Origin of the sequence: Marinobacter xiaoshiensis (assembly GCF_031631795.1) — a bacterium.
GTDB classification, from domain to species: Bacteria; Pseudomonadota; Gammaproteobacteria; order Pseudomonadales; family Oleiphilaceae; genus Marinobacter; species Marinobacter xiaoshiensis.
The window spans coordinates 209,175-228,868 of the sequence record NZ_JAVMBO010000018.1 but is presented as its reverse complement, the minus strand read 5'-3'; the positions used below and the strand labels follow the sequence as shown (position 1 = coordinate 228,868).

At 54.4% G+C, this 19,694-nt stretch carries 18 protein-coding genes; 9 read left to right on the top strand and 9 right to left on the bottom strand.

Features of this window, described 5'->3' with window-relative positions:
* The first annotated feature begins 51 nt into the window (after nucleotides 1-51).
* The gene (locus RKA07_RS16445; protein WP_309045229.1) at nucleotides 52-246 is read left to right on the top strand and encodes a hypothetical protein; all 195 of its coding nucleotides are present in this window, start codon (nucleotides 52-54) and stop codon (nucleotides 244-246) included.
* A gap of 80 nt (nucleotides 247-326) precedes the next feature.
* Here the strand turns inward: RKA07_RS16445 and RKA07_RS16440 are convergent, their stop codons facing one another.
* Genes RKA07_RS16440 through RKA07_RS16430 form a run of 3 tightly spaced genes read right to left on the bottom strand, consistent with a single transcriptional unit; the run spans nucleotide 327 to nucleotide 1,818 of the window.
* Entirely contained in the window at nucleotides 327-656 is a 330-nt protein-coding gene (locus RKA07_RS16440; protein ID WP_200370073.1) for a hypothetical protein, read from the bottom strand.
* 47 nt (nucleotides 657-703) lie between these two features.
* Complete coding sequence (locus RKA07_RS16435; protein ID WP_310966848.1) at nucleotides 704-1,399, bottom strand: PspA/IM30 family protein; 696 nt, start codon at nucleotides 1,397-1,399, stop codon at nucleotides 704-706.
* 14 nt (nucleotides 1,400-1,413) lie between these two features.
* Nucleotides 1,414-1,818 (bottom strand): YjfI family protein, encoded by a 405-nt coding sequence (locus tag RKA07_RS16430; protein WP_200370071.1) that lies wholly within the window; start codon nucleotides 1,816-1,818, stop codon nucleotides 1,414-1,416.
* A 205-nt stretch (nucleotides 1,819-2,023) separates the two neighbouring features.
* Between RKA07_RS16430 and RKA07_RS16425 the strand changes: the two genes are divergently transcribed.
* From RKA07_RS16425 to RKA07_RS16405, 5 genes are all read left to right on the top strand, one after another.
* Nucleotides 2,024-2,650 (top strand): hypothetical protein, encoded by a 627-nt coding sequence (locus RKA07_RS16425; RefSeq protein ID WP_310966847.1) that lies wholly within the window; start codon nucleotides 2,024-2,026, stop codon nucleotides 2,648-2,650.
* 43 nt (nucleotides 2,651-2,693) lie between these two features.
* A complete protein-coding gene (locus RKA07_RS16420) occupies nucleotides 2,694-4,763 on the top strand; it encodes a flotillin family protein (RefSeq protein ID WP_310966846.1) in 2,070 nt (689 codons plus the stop codon).
* A gap of 85 nt (nucleotides 4,764-4,848) precedes the next feature.
* The gene (locus RKA07_RS16415; RefSeq protein ID WP_310966845.1) at nucleotides 4,849-10,110 is read left to right on the top strand and encodes a DNA repair ATPase; all 5,262 of its coding nucleotides are present in this window, start codon (nucleotides 4,849-4,851) and stop codon (nucleotides 10,108-10,110) included.
* A 134-nt stretch (nucleotides 10,111-10,244) separates the two neighbouring features.
* Complete coding sequence (locus RKA07_RS16410) at nucleotides 10,245-10,745, top strand: hypothetical protein (protein WP_310966844.1); 501 nt, start codon at nucleotides 10,245-10,247, stop codon at nucleotides 10,743-10,745.
* Between the two features lie 86 nt (nucleotides 10,746-10,831).
* Entirely contained in the window at nucleotides 10,832-11,308 is a 477-nt protein-coding gene (locus RKA07_RS16405; protein WP_310966843.1) for a hypothetical protein, read from the top strand.
* Nucleotides 11,309-11,350: 42 nt separating this feature from the next.
* Here RKA07_RS16405 and RKA07_RS16400 read toward each other — a convergent pair whose 3' ends face one another.
* The 3 genes from RKA07_RS16400 to RKA07_RS16390 are packed head-to-tail and all read right to left on the bottom strand — an operon-like array spanning nucleotide 11,351 to nucleotide 14,074.
* Nucleotides 11,351-12,640, bottom strand: a complete 1,290-nt coding sequence (locus tag RKA07_RS16400) for an ISL3-like element ISPpu12 family transposase (RefSeq protein WP_004574636.1) — start codon at nucleotides 12,638-12,640, stop codon at nucleotides 11,351-11,353.
* 21 nt (nucleotides 12,641-12,661) lie between these two features.
* Nucleotides 12,662-13,174, bottom strand: coding sequence for a signal peptidase II (gene lspA / locus RKA07_RS16395; protein ID WP_089140475.1), 513 nt, complete (start codon nucleotides 13,172-13,174; stop codon nucleotides 12,662-12,664).
* Between the two features lie 3 nt (nucleotides 13,175-13,177).
* Nucleotides 13,178-14,074 (bottom strand): cation efflux transmembrane domain-containing protein, encoded by an 897-nt coding sequence (locus RKA07_RS16390; protein WP_310966842.1) that lies wholly within the window; start codon nucleotides 14,072-14,074, stop codon nucleotides 13,178-13,180.
* 95 nt (nucleotides 14,075-14,169) lie between these two features.
* On the opposite strand from RKA07_RS16390, the gene cadR reads away from it, so the two are divergent.
* Entirely contained in the window at nucleotides 14,170-14,577 is a 408-nt protein-coding gene (gene cadR, locus RKA07_RS16385) for a Cd(II)/Pb(II)-responsive transcriptional regulator (RefSeq protein ID WP_004364961.1), read from the top strand.
* 129 nt (nucleotides 14,578-14,706) lie between these two features.
* Here cadR and RKA07_RS16380 read toward each other — a convergent pair whose 3' ends face one another.
* The 3 genes from RKA07_RS16380 to RKA07_RS16370 are packed head-to-tail and all read right to left on the bottom strand — an operon-like array spanning nucleotide 14,707 to nucleotide 17,847.
* Nucleotides 14,707-15,288 carry a biotin transporter BioY gene (locus tag RKA07_RS16380; protein ID WP_310966841.1) on the bottom strand — a complete coding sequence of 194 codons (582 nt, stop codon included), beginning with the start codon at nucleotides 15,286-15,288 and terminating at the stop codon, nucleotides 14,707-14,709.
* A 45-nt stretch (nucleotides 15,289-15,333) separates the two neighbouring features.
* The gene (locus tag RKA07_RS16375) at nucleotides 15,334-16,428 is read right to left on the bottom strand and encodes a rhomboid family intramembrane serine protease (RefSeq protein WP_310966840.1); all 1,095 of its coding nucleotides are present in this window, start codon (nucleotides 16,426-16,428) and stop codon (nucleotides 15,334-15,336) included.
* Nucleotides 16,429-16,458: 30 nt separating this feature from the next.
* A complete protein-coding gene (locus RKA07_RS16370) occupies nucleotides 16,459-17,847 on the bottom strand; it encodes an NAD(P)/FAD-dependent oxidoreductase (protein ID WP_310966839.1) in 1,389 nt (462 codons plus the stop codon).
* A gap of 165 nt (nucleotides 17,848-18,012) precedes the next feature.
* Between RKA07_RS16370 and RKA07_RS16365 the strand changes: the two genes are divergently transcribed.
* Nucleotides 18,013-18,456 (top strand): DUF4124 domain-containing protein, encoded by a 444-nt coding sequence (locus RKA07_RS16365; protein WP_200201800.1) that lies wholly within the window; start codon nucleotides 18,013-18,015, stop codon nucleotides 18,454-18,456.
* Between the two features lie 55 nt (nucleotides 18,457-18,511).
* Entirely contained in the window at nucleotides 18,512-19,624 is a 1,113-nt protein-coding gene (locus tag RKA07_RS16360; RefSeq protein WP_200201799.1) for an AI-2E family transporter, read from the top strand.
* Nucleotides 19,625-19,694: the final 70 nt, after the last annotated feature.

The window sequence follows — 19,694 nt, the reverse complement described above, 5'->3', positions numbered from 1 at the left end:
CGCTCTGGCCCAAGGGATCGAGTTTTTCATAAGCGATGGAAGCGCATGATCATGGAAGAAAAATCAGTTGCCTGTATTGAAGAGTTCGGCAGGCTTGTTGTCGCCAGAGACTACGTTTCACTGGTGCGTGAGTGGCAAGCTCACACTTTTTATGCCGTGTTTGTAAACAATGGCTGTGAGGGAGAGCTACCTGCCTTGGTGGAGGTGCACGATCATTTGGCCTTCCTCGCTGGCACAGCTCCTTGAACTGCCGGCGAATTAAACACCGCAACCAACGCGATCTTTCTCGGCATATATTCCGTTCCGAGGTCTGGCGAAACTGGCTGTCACTCAGATTCGGTCAGATAATTACGGGCAAACACCTGTAAATCCTCCGAGACACGCTGGCGGATAATCGCCCGATCTTGCGGGTCAAGGCCGTACTTGCGGGCCAGCAACTCGAAGTCTTCATCTTTCAGGGTAATGGTCAAACGCGGCCTTGCCCGGGTCTTCTGATAGGGCAGTTCCAGAACTTTGCGCACCATGTCGGAGGTGCTCATGTTCTGTATTGCTGCAGAGACCCGAAAAGCGCGCTGAATGTCATTGGAGAGGTCGAAGGCCATTTGTACGGCCTGAACGGCCTGTTCCTCTTTAGACCAATCCGGTTTGTTTGCCATGGAGGTAACCTGAAGAATTACGCCCCCGGAGTTCGGGGGCGCTGGGCTTACTGTGCAGGGTTGTCTTTGAGTCGAGCCAGCACGTTGTCGATTGCATCTTGTTCGCCGTCAATACCGGCGGCTTTCAGTTTTTCATCCAGATCGGCGCCTGTCAGCTCTTTTTCCAGAGTAGCGCTGGCGGTCTGGCGGTCTTCTTCCCGGGCCTGGCGCTCGCGAATGCGTTCAAGGGTTTCCTTGGCGGTGTTCAGCGAGGATTTCTGGCTGTTGATGTTTGTATCAATCTGGGCAGTGGTGCGAAGCACCCGCTCATTGGTTTTCACCACTTGCAGTTCCCGGCGGTAGTCGGCCAGTTGCTTCTCTGCCCGCTGAACCCGCTCTTTCAGGCCAGCAATGCGCTGCTGCAGCAGTTCGCGGGTCTGGGTCAGTTCTGCGCCGCGGCGCTCGTGGCCAACAATGCGTTCTGCTACTTCTCTGGCCAGATCTTCTTCGCCAGCGGCAATGGCTTTGCGGGCATCCTGTTCGCGTTTGCTGGCGTTGTCCTGTTCAGAGCGAATTTGCCGGGCCAAAGAGGCAGATTCGGCCATCAGTGCAGCCAGTTCCTGTTTAGCCTGCTTTAGTTCCTGCTCGGAGTCTCGCAGTTCCTGTTCCAGAATGCGGTTGCCCTGGCCGTCGACTACGGCTTCGCCCAGTTCATTAACGCCACCGCGCATGGCGGTCAGAAGTTTGTTCAGTATGGATCTCATGTCTCAGCCCTCAGTTAAGCCAGGTAGTCTTCAAATGTCTGTAACAGGTCGATGGCATTCTCTGCCAGCGTCACCAGTTCCTGCATGATTTCGGCTGCGCCGGAGGTGGGGCTGAGAGCGCCATATACCACGTAGTGATCACCGGTTTTGCCCAGTGAGCTCAGGGGCATGGGTACACTGAGTCGCAGCATGTTTTCATGCAGTTCATTCAGGCGCTCAGGGTTCAGTTCCTGCTCATCAAAAAGATACGCAAGGCACAGAATTTGAGTGTCGGTTACGGTAAGGTACACCGGCGTTTCTTCTGCACCGGAAACCGTTACCTGAAGCACCGGTTCGTCCCCGGTTATGGGCATAACATCGAAGCGTCGGCCGGCATGGGTAGAATCACCCAGGGCCAGGGTGAGAGTTTGAATATCCACAAATAGCTCCTTCCTGTGGCGGTGAATCGGTTCGGCCGATTCGGACGAACCTTGTCCTGTCGCTTGACATTTTATGTCAATAATTAGAGTCTATACTTCGCAATTAAACATTTGCAAGGATTAGTTTGTTTGCGTTATAACGGCGCTCTGGTTTGACACAAACTGTCAATTATTGGATTTACCAGAAAGGATAATCTGGTCGCGTATGGAAACGTTCTTCGCTGTAGCCTTCTCCTTTCCAACGGTAGTTTTCTCCGTTCTGTTGTGTGTGGCCATTCTTTATTGGCTGATATCCCTGCTTGGTATGGGCGATATAGACGCAGATGGCGACATTGATGCCGTTGGCGATTTCAGTGGTCTGATGGTTACCCTCGGGCTGCAAGGTGTTCCCCTGCCTTTGGTGCTCACGCTGTTGTTCCTGTTTGGCTGGCTGGCCAGCTACTTTGTTGATCTTGTTTTTGGCTCTCTTGTTCCGGCTGGCGTGTTGAACTGGCTATACGGAGCAGCTGTTATTTTTTCGGCGCTTGTCGCCTCAGTGCTAGTAACGTCGATCGTGGTACGCCCACTTCGCCCCCTGTTTCGCCGTGCATTTTTGCAACCCCTTCAAAAGCGGATTGTTGGCACCCCTTGTGTGGTGATCTCTTCACGGGTTACTGAAACCTCAGGCCGCGGTGAAACGGTTCTTGATGGTGCTCATCTTGTTCTTCAAATACGCAGTCATTCGCCGCTTTCCCGTCGGGAGAGGGCCGTCATTATTGAACATATTCCGGATAAAAATGCTTGGTGGGTTGTTCCGGAATCCGAATTCCATTCCGGTGGCACCACCGGATAACCCCGCACTCACTCATTTAAAACCAGCTCAGGAGAATGACTAAATGGACTTATCGTGGATGATGCCGGTACTGACGACCATCGGCGTTGTGGTCTTGCTGATATTGGGCGTGTTGACCCTGTTCAAGGCGTTTTATCGCAAGGTAGACCAGGGCCAGGCCCTGATAGTGAACGACCTGTCGCCTACGCCGAAGGTGTACTTCACTGGCGCCATGGTGCTGCCGGTTATTCACCGCGCCGAGACCATGAAAATCTCGGTCATTACCCTGGAGCTGAACCGCACCGGTAAAGAAGGGCTGATCTGTAAAGACAACCTGCGTGCCGATATTACCGTTGCTTTTTACCTGCGGGTAAACGAAACCTCGGAAGATGTGTTGCGGGTAGCCAAGTCTGTGGGTGTTGGCCGTGCTTCTGACCGCAATGCGGTAAACGAATTGTTCAATGCCAAGTTCAGCGAGGCGCTGAAAACAGTCGGTAAAAAGCTGGAGTTCATGCAGCTTTTTGAAGAGCGCCAGCACTTCCGCGATTCCATCATAGAAACCATTGGCGAAGATCTTAACGGCTACATCCTTGAAGACGTTGCCATCGATTATCTGGAACAAACGCCGAAAACCTCTCTGGATCCCAACAATATTCTGGATTCCGAAGGTATCAAGCGGATTACCGAAATCACGGCCTTCCACAATGTAGAAACCAACCGCCTGGAGCGTGATCAGGAGCTGGAAATCCAGCGCAAGAACGTTTCAGCACGTGAGGCCTCACTGGAACTGGAGCGCAGCCAGGCGGATGCCGAAGCGCGTCAGCGTCGTGAGATTGAAACCCTGCAAGCTCGCGAAACATCTGAGACTGAGCAGGTGCGCGAACAAGAACGCGCCCGTGCCGAAGCTGCCCGTATCAAGACAGACGAAGAGCTGGCCATTGCGGAAGAGAACAAGCAGCGCCAGATTGAGATGGCGATGAAAGCCCGCGAGCGTGCGGTTCAGATTGAAGAAGTGCGCATTCGCCAGGCTCGGGAGCTGGAAGATGTAAACCGTGAACGAGCGGTAGAAATCGAGCGCATTGGTATGGAAAAGGCTCTTGAGGGCGAGCGCAAGGAAATTGCGGATATCACCAGCCAGCGCATTGCAGTTGAGCGCAACGTGGCGGAAGAGGAAGAGAACATCAAGGATGTTCGCAACCGTTCTCAGGCTGAGCGCCTGAAGGTTACAAAAGTGGTGGCGGCTGAGGCCGACGCGGATGAGCTCAAGCTCAAGGATGTGAAGGCGGCGGAAGCTGCGTTTGAACGCTCCAAGCTGGAAGCGGAGCAGATTCGTGTTACTGCCCAGGCCGAGATGGATGCTGCCGAGAAAGAAGCCATTGCCGATGAAAAACGAGCTCGCGGCCGTCAGTTTTTGGCTGCAGCCGATGGGCTGGCGGAAGCTCAGGTCAAGGAAGCCCAGGCGTCAGCCATCCGGGCCGATGGTATTGCCCGTGCCGATGTGAAATCAGCAACAGCCAAAGCCGATGAAGAAGCCGGTATGGCAGAGGTTCGGGTTCTTGAACAGCGCCTCGAAACAGAAGCCATGGGTGAAGAAAAGCTGGGTCTGGCGAAAGCAGATGCCCGTAAGGCCATGGTTCTGGCTGAAGCTGACGGTGAGGCCAGGATGGGTCACGCCAAGGCAGATGCCCGCAAGGCTCTGGTGCTGGCAGAGGCAGAAGGTGAAGATCGCATGGGTCACGCCAAGGCTGGTGCCCGCGAGGCCATGGCCAAGGCAGAAGCGTCTGGCCTGGTAGAGAAACTCAAAGCCTATAACAACATGTCTGAAGAGGCCCGCCACTTCGAAGAATTCCGCATGAACCTGGAAGTTCATGAGAAGGAAGTGTTGGCGAAGATTGAGGCCCAGCAGACAGGCATTCTGGAAAATGGCCGGGTAATGGCCGCCGCTCTGAAGGACGCCAAGTTTGAAATGATCGGCGGCGACGGCGGTATCTTCGACAAGTTTGCTCAGGGCCTTGGTTATGGCAAGAGCGTACAGGGCGTGCTGGATAATGCCCCGTCACTGCAGGCGGCTTTGGCAGGTATCGCCGGGCGTATTGCAGCGGACAAGCCCAGTAAAGCCTCTGAAACTGCATAAAACCCCGGGCACCACCTGCGCCTGAATCGGCGTAGGTGGTGCCTATCTCGTTCAGATTTTCCCCCTTTGTTCAGGATGATTTGGTATGTCGACGGATCGCACCGGCCTCGAGAGCATTGTTCAGGAAGGTTCTGCCTTCGAAACCATTCAGCGTCGCCTGAAAGAGCAGGGCGGTCAGCTTCGCGAGCAGGTGTCGGGGCTGAATCAGGCCCGGGAAGATATTTTCGGAAGCGCTGGCATGAACTTGCTGGGGCGTGCCCGGGTCAGAACTGAAAACAACGCCATAGCCCGGGATTTAGTGCGCCTTGGTGACAAGCTGTTGTTCGGTTTTAACCTGCAACTGGGGTTGCGCAAAACCCTGGAGCTTGAGGACGTCTTCTGCCTGTATCACCTGAGCGATGGTGACGGCGGCTTTGAAATGACAGAGGCCGCGATTGAGGGCACTTTCCTGAAAGATGGCCGCTTTGCCACCGACTTCCGGGAACTTCAGCAATATTACAACACCGCCACTCTGTCTCAGCTGACGATCCTTAAAGGCATGCTGCTGATGGTATTTCGCATCGGTGACAAGCTCAGTGATCTTCGGGTATTTCGCTGGGAGCTGAAGCCGAATGGTGAGGTTAACCGCTACATAGACAACCGGGGCGAGCGGGATCTTACCTTCCCTGACAGGTTCAGTTTTCCCTGGAAAACCGTCGGTCGTGACTGCCAGGTGCAGGGGCGGTCTCCGCATCTGAACATCGCCGACACCCTGTTCGTGGATAACCTCCGGGGCGAGATTACCTTCAAGGTGGAGAACAACACGGCTACCGGCGAGGGCATTTATGCAGATCCGGTAGAGTCTGATTCCCAGTCCCTGGACGACGCTACCTTTGAGTACGCCGATCTGGGTGAAATTCTTCTGGTACGAATTCTTCCCTTCAACGAAAAGCACTGGCGCTACTACCTGTTCAATCGCACCCAGCGGAAAGTTGAGCGGGTCGATAGCATGGCCGGCTCTGTGGTGCCGCTTCCGGATAACCACGGTCTCATCTTCCCGTCAGGGTATTACCTCACCACAGGCGAGCTGAAAACCTTCCAGATTCCGGAAGGGGATTTTCGCCTCAAGCGTTCATTGAGAGCGCCCAACGGTGAGGATGTGCTTTACGTGTTTTTCGAGCAACTTACCGGGCAGGTGATTCTGTTCCCCTACAACCTGATCCGCAAACAGGCCGATGTACCGCTGATTGGTCATGGTTTTGCGCTCTTTGAAAATGGCCATCTGGTGGTTTTCAGCGCCGACAAGGAGCCCACTCTCGTTCATCCGCTGCAGGTTTGGGAAACGCCGTTTACCTCCGAGAACTTCCATGCACAGGCCAGCGTTGCCAACGACTCGGAACTGGCCCGCATCGGCAACCCGGATTTGGTTCGCGGCATCGCCGAGCTGAACACGGTGATTACTCTGGTGGAAGCCAAGGGCGCCAGTGAGCGTCATTTCACCTCTTTGATTCGCACAGTAGACCGCGTTCTCGACCAGTTTTACTGGCTGGCTGCGAGGCAGGATGAAGCCTTGTTTTCGGGCCTGCATGAGCAGCTCTTCACCATTCGCAACACGGCCGAACTGGTGCTGGATGAGTATGAGAAAGTCCAGAGCATCCGGGCACAGACGGAAGCTGCAATCAGTGAAGTGGCAGATGTCCAGGGTGCCTTGATGCGGGATCTGAAACCGGACAGCTGGAAAGCGCCGGATCAGTTCGTGGGGTATCTGGCCAGGCTTCGGGAACACCGGGGCCGGGTGCGAACGCTCAAGGATCGCCGTTACGCAGACGAAGCACGAATCGATGGTCTGGAGCAGGAGCTGGCGGAGGCAGAGGAGCGCCTGACCGAGCGCACCTTCCGCTTTCTGGCCTCCCCCGAAGCGCTGGAGGGCTACCGCAATACTCTGGCAGAACTGCAAGCGGAGCTGGTCAGTGCAGAAAGCCGGGATGTCCTGAAAAAGATTGTGGAGCGCTACCGGGAATTGACCACCGGGCTGGATATGATTCAGGGAATGCTGGCCTCTATGGCAGGTGATGATGCTGCGCTGGAAACTGCCATTACCGACAATATCTCCGGCATATATGCCAGCATCAACCAACAACGCTCGGAAGCGGAAATCCGCCTGAAAGAGCAGGGCAGTACCGAAGCCCGCGCCCAGTTTGCGGCTCGTATCCGGTTGTTTGAACAAAGCCTGGCTAACGGTGTCAGCGCGCTTTCTGATGTGCGGGAATGCGATGGTCTGATGACCCGAATGCTCGATCAGTTGCAGGAGCTGGAAAGCCAGTTTGGCGAGTACGATGAGTTCCTGGCCGCGGTTCTGGAACAGCGTGAAAATGCCCATGAAAGCATTGAAGCCCGGCGCCAGCAGTTGCAGGACCAACGGCAGCGCCGGGTAACCACACTCACGGACGCCGCTGAGCGCATACTGAAAAACGTCAACCGCCGTACCGAACGCTTTACCACAGTGGAAGAACTGCATGCCTTCTTTGCGTCCGATGCCATGGTGGCGCGCCTGCGCAGCATGGCAAAGGAGTTGCGGGATCTGGGCGCGGCCATGGAAGCCGATGATTGCCTGGGGCAGTTGAAAGCCGCCCAGGACACGGCCCTCAGAAGTGTGCGGGACAAAGCCGATATCTTTGAGGATGGCGGTGCGGTTATCCGGCTTGGGAAACACAAGTTCAGCGTCAACCAGCAGGAGCTGGATCTCACCCTGATCCCGCGAGATGACCATGTGCTGTTGCACCTGACCGGTACCCAGTATTACGAGCGGCTGGACGAACCGGAACTCGATCGCCTTCGGGGCTACTGGAACATGAGCCAGCCGTCGGAATCTGCCAAGGTTTACCGGGGAGAGTACCTGGCGGCTCTGGTAATTGAAAAGTTCCGGAAAACACAGAATTTACCGGTTAACGTCGCTCATATTGAAGAACTTACCGGCTATATCCGCACATTTGCATCGCCACGTTACCGCGAAGGCTATGAAAAGGGCATACACGATCACGATGCCGCGCTGATTGTCAGCACCCTTTGGCCCGCCATTCAGAATGCCGGGCTGCTGCGGTTCAGCCCCAATGCACGGGCACTGGCCATGCTGTTCTGGGCGGATCTGGGCAAACAGCAGGTTCATGCCCAACAATTGCGTTCCCGGTGCTTGTCGGCGGGCATACTCAGCCGCATGATGCAGTCTGGCGAGTTGTTGCAGGCACTGGAGCAGGAGGTGGGGCCGAAGCTATCAGAGTTTGTTGAGACTAATGATCTCACCTTGACCGAAAAAGGCAGTGCCGAACGCACACTGTTGAAATCAGCCGCCGAGTATCTGGTTTTGCAGCTGGCAGAAGAATCGGAAACCTTCGAGATCACCCGCTATGCCGGTGAACTGGCGGAAGGCTTTACCGAAGCCCTGAAGCGGGATAACCAGTTTGCCCAGTATCAGAACGCCCTGAATGTTGTTGCCGACCAGCCGGCCGCACGCTGGAGCATCACCAGCCACTGGCTGAAAGCCTGGATGGGGACAACAGACCGGCAACACCTGTTGCATTACCTGCCGGAAGTGGTGGCGGTACTTAATGCCGGGGAGGCGATCACCACGGCGGTACGCAGTGTGGAACTGGCGTTTGAGGTTGATGGGCTGCTGGGCCAGCATGCCAATATCAGCGAACGTTCCCTGAGCCTGCAACTGGATGAATACGAAGAACGCCTGCGGTATCACCGACAGGAGATCATTCCCGGCTGGCAACAGCTGCAAGATGTTCGCCATAGCGTGCTGGAAAAATGGCGCGAACAATTGCGTCTGGACGAATACCGGCCCCGTCCGCTCTCTTCATTTGTCCGCAACAAACTGATTAGCGAAAGCTACCTGCCCATCATTGGCGATAACCTGGCCAAGCAGATGGGTACCGCTGGCGAAGATCGGCGCACCGATCAGTCCGGCCTGTTAATGATGATCTCGCCGCCGGGTTACGGTAAAACCACCTTGATGGAATACGTGGCCAACCGGCTGGGTCTGATCTTTATGAAGATCAACTGCCCAAGTCTGGGCCACGAAGTCACCTCTCTGGATCCGGAGAAGGCACCGCACTCCACAGCGAAGGCAGAGCTGATCAAGCTCAACCTGGCTCTGGAAATGGGTAATAACGTGATGCTGTATCTGGATGACATCCAGCATACGCACCCGGAGTTCCTGCAGAAATTCATCTCCCTGTGTGACGGCACACGACGTATCGAAGGCGTATGGCGTGGCCGCACCAGCACCTACGACATGCGGGGCAAGCGCTTCTGCGTAGTCATGGCCGGTAACCCCTACACGGAAAGCGGCGAAGTGTTCAAAGTGCCGGACATGCTGGCAAACCGTGCGGACATCTACAACCTGGGCGATGTGTTGTCGGGTATGGAGTACGCTTTCGAATTGTCCTATATCGAGAACAGCCTCAGTGCCAACCGGGTGCTGGCACCCCTGGCCACCCGCGGCATGGCAGACTTCTACCGGTTTGCGGATCTGGCGGAAGGCAAGACTGTGGCAGATTCAGACTTCGAGCACGATTACAGCGCCGCTGAACGGGATGAAATCGTATCCCTACTGCAGAAAATGATGCGCGTGCGGGAAACCGTGCTGCGGGTGAACCAGGCATACATTGCTTCCAGCGCCCAAGCCGAGGCCTATCGCACGGAGCCCACGTTCAAGTTGCAGGGCAGCTATCGGAACATGAACAAGCTGGCGGAAAAACTGTCGCCGGTGATGAGTGATAAAGAGCTGGAAGCCCTGATTGACGATCATTACCAGGGTGAATCTCAACTGCTGACCCAGGGCGCAGAGGAGAACCTGCTTAAACTCAAGCAAATGCGCGGCACCATGACCGAAGCCGAAGCGGCCCGCTGGCAGGCCATCTGTGAAGAATATCGCCGTCGCCAGCAGGCGGGGGGCGATGAGGAAACCGGCGTTAAAGTTGTACGCCAACTCGGCCTCATAGCGGAACAAATGCAGCAGTTGGGGCAACAACTGGTCGCGGGTATGGCGAGCAGGAAAGACTCGGAACCAGACCTGAATAAGGCACTCGGCGAACTGTCCCGCTCCCTCGAGACCGGTCTGGCCGAAGGCTTGCAGTCCGTGCGGTTGAACCCGGCAGTAACGGTAAACCTCGACAGTCCACCGCAGGTAGGTGAAGCCCTCACAGCCTTCGCCCGAATCTTTGAGGAGTCCATTGTTCCACTGGTAAAACTCATGGACGGCAAGCTGGGCCTGGATCTGAAAACCCAACGGGAAATGGGTAGAGTTTTGAGGGTGATTGGTGAGCTGCAAGAATCCGTAATGGGGCGAGAGTCTGGGAAGTGACGCGAGAAGACCTGATGAGCAAGCGTTTCCCTACAGCAGCTTATGACCAAGAATGCGTCGTTAAATGGGCATGCTCGGGGTTTGTGGCGCTCATGGTTCTCTACGCAGTATGAGTCGGCAACAAGTTCAAGAAAATGTTGAGTAGTCAGTTTGGCGACGTCAACGCCATTGAATACTATGGGCCCTTTGCCTACCGTCCCGATTCCATTCCTCCACAGAAAAATCAGACGGAGGAGTTGAACCGCACCGGCCTGGATCGGTCAGCCAGTTTGCGTCTGCCGTGGGGTAAAACTCGGGATGTTATGCCACCCTGCTTTATGTCCGATGATCCTCCCAAGAAACTGCGTAAGCTGGAGAAGAAGGAAGACCTGGCAGACAAGCACGGCCTATACGTTGAGAACAGTCACGAATGTTTTCGGCATGCGCCTTTGGCGTTCCAAGCCCGTTTTTTCGACATGATGAGTGTATTGGGAAAGCTTTGGGCATGCCTCGTTTCACCAATGTATGTGATAGTTTTGATATTGACGTCTCCGCTGGTTGGAAACAGAAACGAGAGCTGGCCTGAATACATTCAAGGCTTGATGGTGCTGCCAAACTTAGTACTTCTCGGGGGGGGGGATGGCTCGCGCTTTTAGTATCTACATCGGCCTTCCGTTTCTTCCCCAAATGGCTTCACCAAAACGGCCGAGGCCCCGAATGGGAATTCAACCGGCGTACCGGAATGATCAAGGTCTGGCAATATTCCCGGAAGCTCCCATTCCTGTCCCGAAAACCCCCAGTCGTCATCGAAAAACCCTTCTATGAGTTCGACGCCTGGTGCTGTGCTCGCGTAGACAGGTTTGGCACTCTGTTTGATCTGGTGCTGTCCCATCGCTACAGCAAGCTGGACGTAACGGTCGGCGATATTCTGGGTGCCCACGGCAGTGCCACCATGTGTTACGCATACTGGGACTTTATCCAGAACTACATGGACGTGACCCGCCCTCTGCCAGAGATGCCGATGCTGGAGAAGTACCGCCTGCTGGATCCGGCCACTGCGGAACATGACCAGCAGATTGGCCGTCCTCCTCGCTACTGGCGGGATATGGACGACCAGACCTTCAAGAAAAAAGTGGATCGGATGTTTACAGATGTCACCATCATTAATACGGCGCAGCGGCCGAACTTGATGGAAGAAAAATTGGGTATACGGATTTAATGGTTGATGGGGCACCTTCACCCCATCAATCTGATACCACCCTCAGATGGTTGATAGATCGACTCCGTAGTTGAGTTCCTCTGCGAAGTCCGGCAGTCCGTAACCGATGGTTTTCTTGTAGAAAGGAGAGACCTTCGCAGTCGGTGCCTTCTTCTTGTGCTTCGTGGTGTAGAGCATTCGTGCCCGCATCACCTCGAAGGAGTAACCGCGCCCTTCACGGTTCTTGTCCTTGGCCAGTCGGTTGATGGACTCCGTGTAAGCGTTGGTGACGGGCATGTCCGTCTCGAAGTAGGTCATGGTCTCTTCGCGCCAGTTTCCCACTGCCCTGACCAGATCGCTCCAGACTTCCTTTTGGCCCTTCGGGATGGTGGCTATCCACTCGTCCAGGGCGGCTTCTGCCTGGAGCCGTGTGGTGGCGTCCCAGATGCCGTAGAAGCGCTCCTTGTGCTCGTAGGCGGCCAGCAGTTGCGGGAACGCGCCTGTCCAGGTCTCCATGATGAGGCGCTCCCGGTCTGAGACTTCGTGAGCGCGTTTCAGCAGGATTTTCCGGTCTCCCTTGAGAGTCCGGCTCTGGGACGGTTTCAGCTCCTTTCTGAGGCCCTTGCGCACTCTCTCTAGGGCATCGTTGGCCATGCGCACCACATGGAACTTATCGACCACGATACGGGCCTGGGGCAGCACAGCCTTGACCGCTGCCCGGTAGGGGTTCCACATGTCCATGCTGACGATCTCGACCTTCTGCCGGTCTTTCAGCTTCATCAGGTAGTTGGTCACCACGTCCTGGCGGCGGGTGGCCAGCAGGTCGAGCAGGGTTCGCTCCTCAATGTTGGTCAGAATGCAGCGGTAGCGCTTGTTCAGGTATAGCTCGTCAATGCCCAGGATGCGGGGCGTCTCGAAGCGGTGCCAGCGCCCCAGGAACTCGGCGCGGGCGTTGAAGATGTCGCGCACCGTCTTCTCGTCCAGGCCGGTCTGTGCCGCCACAAAGGTGTAGGGGTGGTTGAAGGATTCCTTCTCCACGTACTCATGCAGCCGCAGTGTCATACGGAATCCGTCCACCATCTCCGGTAGCTGGGGCCTGAATGTTGTCTTGCAGGCCCGGCAGGTGTATCGGCGGCGGACCACCCAGAGAGTGACCCGCTTGCCGTGGATGGGCAGATCACGATAGGGAACGTCACGCTTGCCGAACCGTACGAACTCACCCTGCACGCCGCATTCCTCGCAGGCGATGGGATCGGGCACGTCCACCTGGAAGTGCATTTCGTCGTCGGTTGATTTGCAGCCCAGTACTTGGTATTGCGGCAGGTGAAGGATGTTGTCGGGAAGTTCGGTCATGGTGTTGTATAGGCGTAGGTGTCAGTCAGATCCATCCGGCTCGGCATTGGTGTTTGCTTTTTTACCCAACAAGCTGCTGGAAACGAAAAGTAAGGCACCGAGGACAATTGCAATATCAGCCAGGTTGAAGGCCGGCCAATGCCAGTCTCGCCAATAGAAATCAAAGGAATCCACAACATAGCCGCGAAAGACCCGGTCAATCAGGTTGCCCATGGCGCCACCGAGGATAAGACTGTAAGCGATGGCTTCTCCTTTATGACGATTTTCAAGGATCAGGTTGATCAGAAAAATCGAGACCACTACCGCGATTCCGATAAAAAAGTAGCGCTGCCAGCCTCCACCATTCGCAAAAAGACTGAATGCGGCACCGGTGTTCCATAGGTGCACCCAGTTAAAGAACGGGGTCACCGAAACATACTCGCCATAGGCCATTGATTGCTGCACCAGCCACTTTACAGCCTGATCAGACGCTGCCAGCAGGCCCGATATGGACAATAGGGCATACGGCGAGAGCTTTTTGCCAATAATGAGCATTATTTAACCCTTCAACGCCAAAATGCGTCTGGCACCGTTAAGTACAATGCCCCCCGCGATGGTGCCGATAATCAGATCCGGATAATTGGAACCGGTCCACGCGACCAGGGCGCCGGCGGTGATGACCCCCAGGTTGATCACCACGTCGTTGGCCGAGAATATCCAGCTTGCCTTCATGTGCGCCCCGCCTTCCCGATGTTTGGATATGAGCAGCAGACAACTGGTATTGGCAATCAATGCGACGAATGCGATAGCCATCATCACCAGCGATTCAGGCTCACTACCGAATACAAAGCGTCTCACCACCTCTACGAGCACGCCCACAGCCAAGATCAGTTGCAGTACACCAGCAAGATGCGCGGCACGTACCTGCATTTTCACGCTATGTCCAACCGCATAAAGGGCAAGCCCGTACACCGCCGCATCGGCAAAATTGTCCAGGGATTCTCCAATCAGGCCGGTGGACTGGGCGATCAGACCGGCAGTCATTTCCACCACGAACAGAAGTGCATTGATGCCGAGCAACCAGCGCAGGGTCCGGGATTCTTGCTTAGCAGAAGCTGCCGAAAACTCGGCGGCCTTGATGGTCTCCGGATTTGCAGCGACGGTTTCCTGAAGCGAGGCGCCTAGCCCCAAGGTCTTCAGTTTCGAGGTGACGGGCTCGACCTCGCCGTCATGCACGACCTTCAGCCGGCGGTTCGACAAGTCGAAGGACAGCGCCCGAATCTCCTCAAAGCCGTTCAGGGCTAGGCGAATCATTCGTTCTTCTGATGGACAGTCCATCTTCGGCACGGCATAAACACTGACCCATCTCCCTGGCGCCTCGGAGGAGGCCTGTATATCGGTATCCGCTACGGACGTTGCATCACCGCCACAGGCGCCACCACAGGATTTGCTCATGATACGACTCCACTTGAACAATGTTGTGGTACCATTTAAAACTATAAAGCTACTATAAGGTCAATAGAGTAAAGAATCCGTTGGGGAGGAGGCTGATGCGCATTGGTCAGTTGGCGCAGTTGGTAGGGGTCGAAACACAGACGATCCGCTTCTATGAACAGCAGGGCTTGTTGCCGCCGCCTGATCGGCAGGACAACGGTTACCGTGTCTATACCGAGAAGCATGGTGAGGGGCTGGCCTTCATCCGTCGCTGCAGAATCCTGGGCCTGTCACTGGCTGAGATTCACGAACTACAGAGCTATCAGGACGACCCTCATCAGCCTTGTACCGCCGTCAACGCCTTGCTCGATGATCACATCTCTCATGTGCGGTCGCAGATAACCGCTCTGCAAGCGCTTGAGAAACAACTCGTTTCACTGAGAGCGAGTTGCAACGATGACCGGGAAGTTGAGGCGTGTGGGGTTCTTGCTGGAATTAGCGAAGGAAACATGCACCAGCAGTAGGTGAAGCATCAACCAGATAATCCGATGAGATGCCGGTCTGTCTCACTCTCATGCAAAGGTAAGATCAACCATTTAATCCGCTTACCCGAAAAATTGAGCTACGCTTCATAGTAAATAGGCGCAGAACTTTTATTGGGCACGATTCGAGCCAAGAAAACGATCAACAACGAGAACCGTAGCAACCGTAAGAGCTGACTTTATAACGCCCCCAAGCAAGAATGGCAGAACACCTTTCAGGAATGCTTTTTCTGGCCCAATGGTAAATGACAACCATGCCCCGCCAAACCCAAGGCAAACGGTATGGCCCAATAGCATCGCCAGGAAGGCCAGAACAATATTTTTCGTGTTCCAGCCACGCTCAAAAAGCAAACCAACCACGGCAACGGCCAGTGGGAATGCAAACAGGTAGCCAGCGGTTGGGCCAGAGAAGTAATCCAGCCCGCTGGAGCCCCCGGCAAGAACCGGAAGTCCCAGAGCTCCGAGGCTCAGCCACAGGATTGTTGAGGCGGCACCAAGTTTCCAGCCGAGAAGTCCTGCAGCAGTGAGGAGTACATAGGTTTGCGCGGTGATAGGTACCGGCACCATAGGTATCTCGATGTAGGATGCTACAGATAAGCACAGAGCTGTGATTACGATGGCAATCAGTTTCCAGCTTACCGAACGCCCATTTGGATCGAGAGGGCTGAAACTTTGGCTTGGTACAGGTGTCATCATTTTCCCTTGTTTGGAACGATGTTTCTCAATGAGTCATGCATCTCACCGACGCACCACAGCCTCTGGTTGATTCAGCATCGCAATTAGTGGGTTCTTTCTTAGCACATAATCTTTGAGCAAATAGCCTAGCAACAATCCAAGGCCAAACCCGCCCAAATGTGCGACCCAAGCGACACCGCCTTGGCCGGAGACCATACCCGCAATATTGATCAGGCTCCAAATCAGGAAGTACCAATGGGGTGCGAGCTTCTTCTGGTAAATAACAATCATGAAGGTCAGGCTGGCATGGCGGAACCACACAAGATAGAGACCGAACAGCGCTGCAATAGCACCACTGGCGCCAACCAATAACAAAGGACCTTGGCTGGTATTGAACAGTAGCAATTCAGCCAAGGCTGCCATTATGCCGGCAAACAAGTAGATCACCAGAAACGCGCCGTGTCCCAACGCGTCTTCAAGGTTGTCGCCAATAATCCAAAGGAAATACATGTTGCCAACCAGATGCATCAGCCCGCCGTGCACAAACTGGTAGGCCAGAAGTTGCAGCACAAAGTGTGCGGGGTTATGGGTATCCGAGTTCAGAGCCAGGTTGGTAAAGATCCACTCGCTGGCCTCTGGAGACAATACGCCAACACCAAAGATCAGGCTGCACAGAACCACCAGTGTGCGGGTGACCCAGGGCGTGCGCTGTGGCGTTACGTTGTATTCCGCTGGCATGGCTGTCAGAAATTGGAATAGCCAGGATTTCCAGGACACTTTTTGATTCAGATCTGTAAGCGCCTGCTTTAGCTTTGGGGAATGCATTACTTGATCTATTTCATGCTTGTCGAGCCAAACGCCATCGCAAGCCGGACAGCAATCGATCTCGGTGGTGTAATGCACCAACAGCTGATAATTGGTCATGGAAACGCGGCATCTAATGCATAGGCGTTCGCTGACACGAAGAGCAGGGCCCAGATGAAGCTCGTGATCGTATTGGTCTATGCAATCGTGTTCCTGGGCAATGGCGTGGTTTAGTGAGCCATCTTCAAACCACAATCCTTGGCATTGCTTACAGCCTAGTATGTTCGGATTGCTGGTGGGCCTCAGGCCCTGAGTGTTGCATGAGGGGCAGTATTTAGTCCGTGCCTTGGGCATGAAATCCTTTTCCTGATTCAACAGTGTGTGTCACTGGGTTTGTTGGGATGAGTTATTGCTCGTTTGAATCCGTTTGCTTCGAAGCTCCCGCTCCTCGAATCGGTCAATGCCTTTGAGAGCGCTGGTAATTGCTTTGACACCAATAAAAGGAAGCAGGTTGCCAGGTGGCACCGAAATAGCCTTCCTGTTTACAATCCAGAACCGGCTCAGTTCGCTGTCCACTCCGGAAATGAGGTCTGCAATCAGCCGGCCGTTCAGCTGTGTAAGCGATACGCCGTGTCCGATACAGCCAGTTGAATAGATAATATTATGATCCCCGATAAATCCTATTTCAGGAACCATGTCGAAATTGGCCGACACCGCACCGCCCCATTTGTAATAGATTTTTTTATGTTTAAGCGATGGGAACAGCCAGCGAAAGTGCGCTTCCAAATCTTGCCAGACGCCGGGATCATGCCATTTATCCATGGCATCTCCATATTCAAAGCCAATACTTCCACCGCCCATCGTGATGCGACCACATTTGGTGATTCGTAAATAATGAACCAGCTGGCGATTGTCTTCGATCGACATGCGGTCGCGCCAGCCCAATGTTTCCCATTCATCTTTTGTTAGGGGCTCAGATACAATCTGGTAAGTCCAAACTGCCCGCTGCCGGCTTCGTAGCTTGCGAGGCCCAGGCAGTGTGTGGGTCCATGCATTTGTCGCCAGAACCAGCTTCTTCGCATGAATTGTCGCATTCGACGTTTTGACCACTATGCCGTCATCTGATCTGCGAATATCGGCTACAGCCGAATTTTCATAGATCTTTGCTCCAGCCTCTTCGGCCAGAGTCTTTAATGCTCGAACGTGTTTGCACGGGTCCAGAATTCCGGTTTCGGGTTCGTAAATCGCGGCGCGAATATGAGGCGAATTCAGCTTCGATTTCACCTCATCCTGCTGATAAAAGAAGTAACTTCCTTCCTTTGCCAGATCACATAGCAGGCGATAGGTGCTTTTCAGCCGCTTCTCCTGCCGCTCGGTGTAGGCAACTCGCCACATGCCGGTATGTTCATAGTCGGAATCCAGGCCTTCGTTTTCGATCAGTTCGTGAACGTAGGCTACCGCTTTCTGCATGTATTCCTGAGCTTCTCGCGCCTTCTTCTTGCCCCACCTAAAAACGGTAGTTTCCGGCTCCATCCCGAATAAGGACATGCTAAAGCCGCCATTTCGACCCGAAGCGCCAAAGCCGACTTCATTCGCATCCAGCACCATAACGTTTAGCTCGGGCTGATCGCGTTTCACCTCTCTGGCAGCGGTTAAACCAGTGTAGCCGGCCCCGACTATGAGAACGTCGGTGGCATAGCTGCCTGCAGGTAAAGGATCATTCGGGTGATAGGCCCCGTATTTGTGCTGCCAAAATGAATAATTTTTGGCCATGTCGTCCAGGGCGCTGGTTGTCATACAGACTCCGTTTTTTGCCTGAAAATATACACGTCATGCGCCTTTACTCAAGCATTATCCGGATTCGCTTTTAGCAGCCAAGTAAGTTCTCAAAACCAGTGTTAACATGTGTACGTATCATCCGCAGGGAGAGCAAAACTCATGAAGGGACTCATAGCCACACTTACACTGTTAGCAACGTCGATCGCCCAAGCGGGCGCCTACCGCTGGGTTGATGAGAATGGTCAGACTCACTTCGGTGATCGGCCACCTGCTAATGCAGTCACCAAAGAAGTGCGCCTGGAAAAGGCCCAGCCATCTATTGATGCAACAGCTCGTGAGCGTAAGCAGCGGGTAGATGAGTTCCTTCGGCAAAGTGAGAAGGAGCGAGCGGCCCGGAAAGAAGCTGAAGCTCAACAGGAGGCAAAAGCTGAGAAGCTTCGAGTTCATTGTGAGCGCATGGAGGCACGGCTGAAGCATCTGAATACTGTTTCGGGGATTTATCAGTTGAATAAGGACGGCGAACGGGTTTTTGTAAATGATGAGGAGAATGAGCGCATTCGTGAGGAGTTTCGAGCCCGTGTGCACAGAGAATGTAATATTTGAATCTGCCTGGTCGCAGCTTTATTGTGACTTCTGACTGATAGGCTACGGGTATCTTATGGAAAACGAAAAGAAAACGGCTGAGCAGGGCAACACAAAACCTGAAAAGAACTTGGCCGATCTTTCTACCCCTATCTACGGGCTGTTTATCCTGGGTGTGCTTTACACCTTGTACCTCGCCCACCAGATTATCCTTCCGATTGTTTTGGCACTTCTAACAAGTTTGCTGTTGTCTCCACTGGCCACTCGCATGTGTTCAGGCCTGCGTATTCCGCGGGTGGTCAGTTCGCTGATTCTGGTGCTGCTGGTGCTTGCGGGTATTGCTGGTGTTTCGATGGCCGTTGCCACGCCGGCTTTGGAGTGGGCGGGCAAAGCTCCGGAGGGTATTTCACGGTTGTTGGTGGGTGAAAGCGAACTCAAGCGGCAGATCAGCAAGGTCACTGAGTCGGCACAGAAGGTAGAGGACTCCGTAAACGAACTCTCGGACAGTGGCGGTAAAAAGACAACGGCAGAACCAACCACGGTCGTTCTGCAAACGGACTCCTGGCGCGCCCAGCTTATGAATAAAGCCCGTGATGGCATTGCGGGCCTTGCGCTTGCCATGGCGCTTACTTATTTCCTGTTGGTTAGCGGTGACAGGTTAGTGCTTAATTTCGTGCGCCAGTTGCCGAGACACCACCGCAGAACCGTGCTGCGCATTAGCAGGGACTCCCAGCACCAGATTGCACAGTACCTGGCGGTATTGGGCATAAGCAATACATCGGTTGGCGTGGCGACGGGTCTTATGGCCTGGGCTGTTGGCCTGCCAGACCCGGCAGTGTGGGGGCTGGTGGCAGGCCTTGCGCGTTTTATTCCTTATCTGGGTGTTATTCTAACCATCCTGCTGCTGGCAGTTGTTTCCGCGGTGAGCCTGGATACTTTGTGGATGATGGCGATTGCACCCTTGGGATATCTTGCCCTGACCACCATGGTGGGTTTCTTCATCGAGCCGTGGATACACGGTTTTCGCATGGCGATTAACCCCGTTATTATTTTTGTTTCGATCTTCTTCTGGGGCTGGCTCTGGGGGCCTGTAGGCGTATTGCTTGCAGTGCCACTGATGACCGTAATTCAGGTGGTTCTGAAGCAGATTCCCAAGTTGCGGCCTATCTATAAGGTGATTGCCCGTTAGTGTGGCACCAGCTTCTGGTGGGCGCTCTCGTCTCTCCCTGACACATGAGTGAATGTCTCCTATCCTGAAG

What these genes read in the sequence shown, in the direction of transcription:
- RKA07_RS16445 (WP_309045229.1), top strand. Translation starts at nt 52, where the DNA reads ATGGAAGAAAAATCAGTTGCCTGTATTGAAGAGTTCGGCAGGCTTGTT.
- RKA07_RS16440 (WP_200370073.1), bottom strand. Translation starts at nt 656, where the DNA reads ATGGCAAACAAACCGGATTGGTCTAAAGAGGAACAGGCCGTTCAGGCC.
- RKA07_RS16435 (WP_310966848.1), bottom strand. Translation starts at nt 1,399, where the DNA reads ATGAGATCCATACTGAACAAACTTCTGACCGCCATGCGCGGTGGCGTT.
- RKA07_RS16425 (WP_310966847.1), top strand. Translation starts at nt 2,024, where the DNA reads ATGGAAACGTTCTTCGCTGTAGCCTTCTCCTTTCCAACGGTAGTTTTC.
- RKA07_RS16420 (WP_310966846.1), top strand. Translation starts at nt 2,694, where the DNA reads ATGGACTTATCGTGGATGATGCCGGTACTGACGACCATCGGCGTTGTG.
- RKA07_RS16415 (WP_310966845.1), top strand. Translation starts at nt 4,849, where the DNA reads ATGTCGACGGATCGCACCGGCCTCGAGAGCATTGTTCAGGAAGGTTCT.
- RKA07_RS16410 (WP_310966844.1), top strand. Translation starts at nt 10,245, where the DNA reads ATGTTGAGTAGTCAGTTTGGCGACGTCAACGCCATTGAATACTATGGG.
- RKA07_RS16405 (WP_310966843.1), top strand. Translation starts at nt 10,832, where the DNA reads ATGATCAAGGTCTGGCAATATTCCCGGAAGCTCCCATTCCTGTCCCGA.
- RKA07_RS16400 (WP_004574636.1), bottom strand. Translation starts at nt 12,640, where the DNA reads ATGACCGAACTTCCCGACAACATCCTTCACCTGCCGCAATACCAAGTA.
- lspA (WP_089140475.1), bottom strand. Translation starts at nt 13,174, where the DNA reads ATGCTCATTATTGGCAAAAAGCTCTCGCCGTATGCCCTATTGTCCATA.
- RKA07_RS16390 (WP_310966842.1), bottom strand. Translation starts at nt 14,074, where the DNA reads ATGAGCAAATCCTGTGGTGGCGCCTGTGGCGGTGATGCAACGTCCGTA.
- cadR (WP_004364961.1), top strand. Translation starts at nt 14,170, where the DNA reads ATGCGCATTGGTCAGTTGGCGCAGTTGGTAGGGGTCGAAACACAGACG.
- RKA07_RS16380 (WP_310966841.1), bottom strand. Translation starts at nt 15,288, where the DNA reads ATGACACCTGTACCAAGCCAAAGTTTCAGCCCTCTCGATCCAAATGGG.
- RKA07_RS16375 (WP_310966840.1), bottom strand. Translation starts at nt 16,428, where the DNA reads ATGCCCAAGGCACGGACTAAATACTGCCCCTCATGCAACACTCAGGGC.
- RKA07_RS16370 (WP_310966839.1), bottom strand. Translation starts at nt 17,847, where the DNA reads ATGGCCAAAAATTATTCATTTTGGCAGCACAAATACGGGGCCTATCAC.
- RKA07_RS16365 (WP_200201800.1), top strand. Translation starts at nt 18,013, where the DNA reads ATGAAGGGACTCATAGCCACACTTACACTGTTAGCAACGTCGATCGCC.
- RKA07_RS16360 (WP_200201799.1), top strand. Translation starts at nt 18,512, where the DNA reads ATGGAAAACGAAAAGAAAACGGCTGAGCAGGGCAACACAAAACCTGAA.